Origin of the sequence: Halomonas sp. (assembly GCF_014859505.1) — a bacterium.
In the GTDB taxonomy this organism is placed as follows: Bacteria; Pseudomonadota; Gammaproteobacteria; order Pseudomonadales; family Halomonadaceae; genus Halomonas.
Window position 1 is genome coordinate 1 of the sequence record NZ_JACUUD010000196.1, and the last position, 3878, is coordinate 3878.

Genomic DNA, 3878 nt, shown 5'->3' on the forward strand with positions numbered 1-3878 from the left:
TCACCCGCCTGCTGCCGGGCACCGCGCGCCCCATGCGGCGCATCGACAAGATCACTGGCCGCAGCGACGACATGCTGATCATCCGCGGCGTCAACGTCTTCCCGACCCAGATCGAGGAGCAGCTGCTCAAGATCGAGCAGCTTTCGCCCCACTACGAGATCGAAGTGACACGCCAGGGCAACATGGACATGGTCCGTGTGCGCGTCGAAGCGTGCAGCAACGACGTGGCCCGCGACCCGGTGGTCTGCGAACAGCTTGGCAAGCACCTGCAGCACGCCATCAAGACCTATGTGGGCATCAGCACTCAGGTCGACGTCTGCGGGGTTGAGGAGGTCATGCGCTCGGTCGGCAAGGCCAAGCGTGTAAAGGACCTGCGCTAACCGAAAATTGCGACACGCATAATCCACTTTAACAGAATTTAGTGTGTCGCTTTTGGGGTCTATCTGCTATGCTGGGACGACAGCTCGAGCAGCACAGGCTCAAACCAACAATGGAGAGTGTCACGATGTCCTCCGAACAGAAACTATCTCTTCAAGAACAGCAGTTTATGGGCAAGATCAATGCCGAGGAGAAGATCGAGCCCAAGGACTGGATGCCCGAGAAGTATCGCAAGAATCTGATACGTCAGATTTCTCAGCATGCGCATTCCGAAGTCATCGGCATGCAGCCGGAAGGCAACTTCCTCACCCGCGCACCCTCCCTGCGCCGCAAGGCGATCCTGCTGTCGAAGATCCAGGATGAGGCGGGTCACGGGCTTTATCTCTACAGCGCGGCGGAGACCCTGGGGATCTCCCGCGACGAGATGATCGAGGCACTGCAGAGCGGACGGGCCAAGTACGCCTCCATCTTCAACTACCCGGCCCTGACCTGGGCCGACATGGGGGCGATTGGCTGGCTGGTGGATGGTGCGGCCATCGTCAATCAGGTATCCCTGCAGCGCACCTCCTACGGCCCCTACTCACGCGGCATGATTCGCATCTGCAAGGAAGAGAGTTTCCACCAGCGTCAGGGCTACGACATCATGCTGTCGCTGGTAAATGGCACTCAGGAACAGAAGGCCATGGCTCAGGACGCCCTGAACCGTTTCTACTGGCCCGCGCTGATGATGTTCGGTCCCCACGACTCCGAGTCTGCGCACTCCGCAAAATCCATGGAGTGGAAGATCAAGCGCGAGACCAACGATGACCTTCGACAGAAGTTCATCGATCAGACCGCGTCACAGATTGAATTCCTGGGGCTCGAGCATCCAGACAAGGAACTGAAGTGGAGCGAGGAACGCGGCCACTACGACAGCGGTGAGATCGACTGGGAAGAGTTCCATAGCGTGATCGCGGGTAACGGTCACTGCAACCGTCAGCGCCTGGAGCATCATATCAAGGCGCACCAGGAAGGCGCCTGGGTCCGTGAAGCTCTCGCTGCCTACAATGCCAAGAAACAGGCCAAGCAAGCCGAAGCCGCCTGAGGAGTTATCGCCATGCAAGACAACGCCCTGGAACTCTTTGAGGTCTTTATCCGCTCCAAGCGCGGACTCGATCATAAGCATGTCGGCAGCCTGCATTCCGAAGACCACGAACAGGCGCTGGAGTATGCCCGAGATGTCTACACTCGGCGCAGTGAAGGTGTGAGCATCTGGGTGGTCAAGTCAAGTGACATCTGCGCCTCCCAGGAGGACGATGCGGAAGACTTTTTCGACCCCAACGATGACAAACCCTATCGGCACGCGACTTATTACGAACTTCCCGATGCCGTCAACAACATGTAGCAGCGCTGGAGACTACGTAATGAGTGATACCATCAAGGATGCCACCCTCGAATATGCGGTTCGCCTGGGTGATGACGCCAACGTCCTGGGTCATCGAATCTCCGAATGGGTCAGTCACGGACCCTTCCTGGAAGAAGACATCGCCTATGCCAACGTGGCGCTGGACTATATCGGTCGCGCCCGCATGTTCTATGGCTATGCGTCGGAGCTGGCCGACGATGGACGCACCGAGGACGACTTCGCCTATATGCGCGACGACCGTCAGTATCACAACCTGCTGCTGATGGAGATGCCGAGGGGAGACTTTGCCTACTCGCAGGTGCGCCAGTTGCTCATTGATGTCTACTACAACCTGTTGCTGCCCAAGCTTGCCGAGTCCAGGGACGATACCCTGGCCGCTATCGCCGCCAAGGCGATCAAGGAAAGCCGCTATCACTTGCGCCGCAGCCGGGACTGGGTGCTGCGTCTGGGCGATGGCACCGAAGAGAGTCATCGACGCACGCAGGCCGCGCTGGACAGCCTGTGGGGATACACCCACGAGATGTTCGAGATGGACGAGACCGAGCGACTGCTGGCCGACAAAGGCATTGCCGTCGACACCACCAGGCTGCGTGACGAGTGGCATCGGCAGGTCAGCAGCATCCTCACGGAAGCGACCCTGAGCGTGCCTGAAGATGGCTGGGCGGTGCGCGGTGGGCGCATCGGCTATCACACCGAGAACCTGGGTCACCTGCTGACGGAAATGCAGTTTGTACACCGCTCCTACCCTGGCTGCCAGTGGTAACCGAGTAACGGATGCCCGACCATGAGTGCAATTCCATTAATGCCGGAAGAACATTATCGCCGGCTACAACAGCGTGACTCGTCCGAGGTCAAGGAGCTCTGGGACCTGCTCGACGAGGTCAAGGATCCTGAAATACCGGTGCTGAGCATCTGGGATCTCGGGATCTTGCGAGACATCGAGCGTCAGGGTGAACACATTATCGTGACCATCACCCCAACCTATTCCGGCTGCCCGGCAATGGACACCATTACCGAAGACGTCAAGGCCGCCCTGAGCGCCAAAGGCTACGATAGCCATGAAGTCAAGATGCAGCTATCGCCGGCCTGGAGTTCGGAATGGATGTCACCGGAGGGGCGTCGTAAATTACGCCACTATGGCGTCGCCCCGCCGGAAGATGCTGATGCCACGGAAGACGGCCTGACCCCCGACGCCCATGCGCTATGCCCGCACTGTGGTTCGAGTGATACACGACTCCTCAGCGAATTCGGCTCCACTGCCTGCAAGGCACTGTTTCAGTGCCAGGCATGCAAGGAGACCTTCGACTATTTCAAGAAAATATAGGCTACGTGATGTCTGACACGAACTTCTATACGCTGAGAATCGCCGACGTCCAGCCGGAGACCGATACCGCCATCCGCGTGACCTTCGATATTCCTGAGGAGTTAAAGGAAACCTTCAACTTCATTCAGGGCCAGTTCCTGACGCTTAGAGCCCGGATCGAAGGAGAGGAAGTACGCCGCTCCTACTCCATCTGCTCCGGCGTCAATGACGGGTACTTGCGAGTCGGGATCAAGCGCGTCAAGAATGGGCTGTTCTCCAACTTCGCCAACGATCATTTCAAGCGCGGCATGGAGATTGATGTCATGCCGCCTCAGGGGAATTTCTACACCAGGCTCGACCCCGAGAACGCCAAGCGCTATATGTGCATTGCCGCGGGTTCGGGCATCACACCGATCCTGTCCATCATCAAGTCGGTGCTTGATACGGAACCCGAGAGCAGGGTGACGCTGATCTATGGCAACCGCCGCAGCAACTCGGTCATGTTCAAGGATGAGCTGAGCTTCGTGAAGAATCGCCACCTGGACCGCTTCCAGTGGATCAACATCATGAACTACGAAGATCAGGGAGCGGATCTTTTCAACGGCATTATCGATAACAAGAAAGGCTATGCCCTGCAGAAAAGCGGCCTGATCGATATCAGGAATACCGACGAGGCCTTTATCTGCGGCCCCGAGGCCATGATGGCCGAAGTCTCTCATGGCTTCCGCCTCGAGGGCCTGAGCAATGAGCAGATCCATTACGAGCTCTTCGCCAACGCCGCGGCAGATTCCA

General features: G+C 58.0%; 5 protein-coding genes and 1 pseudogene. All 6 read left to right on the forward strand.

Annotated elements, in window-relative coordinates:
- A pseudogene (locus tag IBX53_RS15190) lies at positions 1 to 380 on the forward strand (phenylacetate--CoA ligase); the annotation flags it as partial.
- 125 nt (positions 381 to 505) lie between these two features.
- Complete coding sequence (gene paaA, locus IBX53_RS15195; protein WP_367171621.1) at positions 506 to 1462, forward strand: 1,2-phenylacetyl-CoA epoxidase subunit PaaA; 957 nt, start codon at positions 506 to 508, stop codon at positions 1460 to 1462.
- A gap of 12 nt (positions 1463 to 1474) precedes the next feature.
- On the forward strand, positions 1475 to 1762 hold the full coding sequence (paaB, locus tag IBX53_RS15200; RefSeq protein ID WP_183330839.1) for a 1,2-phenylacetyl-CoA epoxidase subunit PaaB: 288 nt from the start codon (positions 1475 to 1477) through the stop codon (positions 1760 to 1762).
- 19 nt (positions 1763 to 1781) lie between these two features.
- The gene (gene paaC, locus IBX53_RS15205; RefSeq protein ID WP_290910933.1) at positions 1782 to 2546 is read left to right on the forward strand and encodes a 1,2-phenylacetyl-CoA epoxidase subunit PaaC; all 765 of its coding nucleotides are present in this window, start codon (positions 1782 to 1784) and stop codon (positions 2544 to 2546) included.
- A gap of 21 nt (positions 2547 to 2567) precedes the next feature.
- Positions 2568 to 3107, forward strand: a complete 540-nt coding sequence (gene paaD / locus IBX53_RS15210; RefSeq protein ID WP_290910935.1) for a 1,2-phenylacetyl-CoA epoxidase subunit PaaD — start codon at positions 2568 to 2570, stop codon at positions 3105 to 3107.
- An 8-nt stretch (positions 3108 to 3115) separates the two neighbouring features.
- Positions 3116 to 3878, forward strand: a 763-nt coding sequence (locus tag IBX53_RS15215; protein WP_290910937.1) for an FAD-binding oxidoreductase, incomplete at its 3' end; no start/stop codon positions are given.

What these genes read in the sequence shown, in the direction of transcription:
- paaA (WP_367171621.1), top strand. Translation starts at nt 506, where the DNA reads ATGTCCTCCGAACAGAAACTATCTCTTCAAGAACAGCAGTTTATGGGC.
- paaC (WP_290910933.1), top strand. Translation starts at nt 1,782, where the DNA reads ATGAGTGATACCATCAAGGATGCCACCCTCGAATATGCGGTTCGCCTG.
- paaD (WP_290910935.1), top strand. Translation starts at nt 2,568, where the DNA reads ATGAGTGCAATTCCATTAATGCCGGAAGAACATTATCGCCGGCTACAA.
- paaB (WP_183330839.1), top strand. Translation starts at nt 1,475, where the DNA reads ATGCAAGACAACGCCCTGGAACTCTTTGAGGTCTTTATCCGCTCCAAG.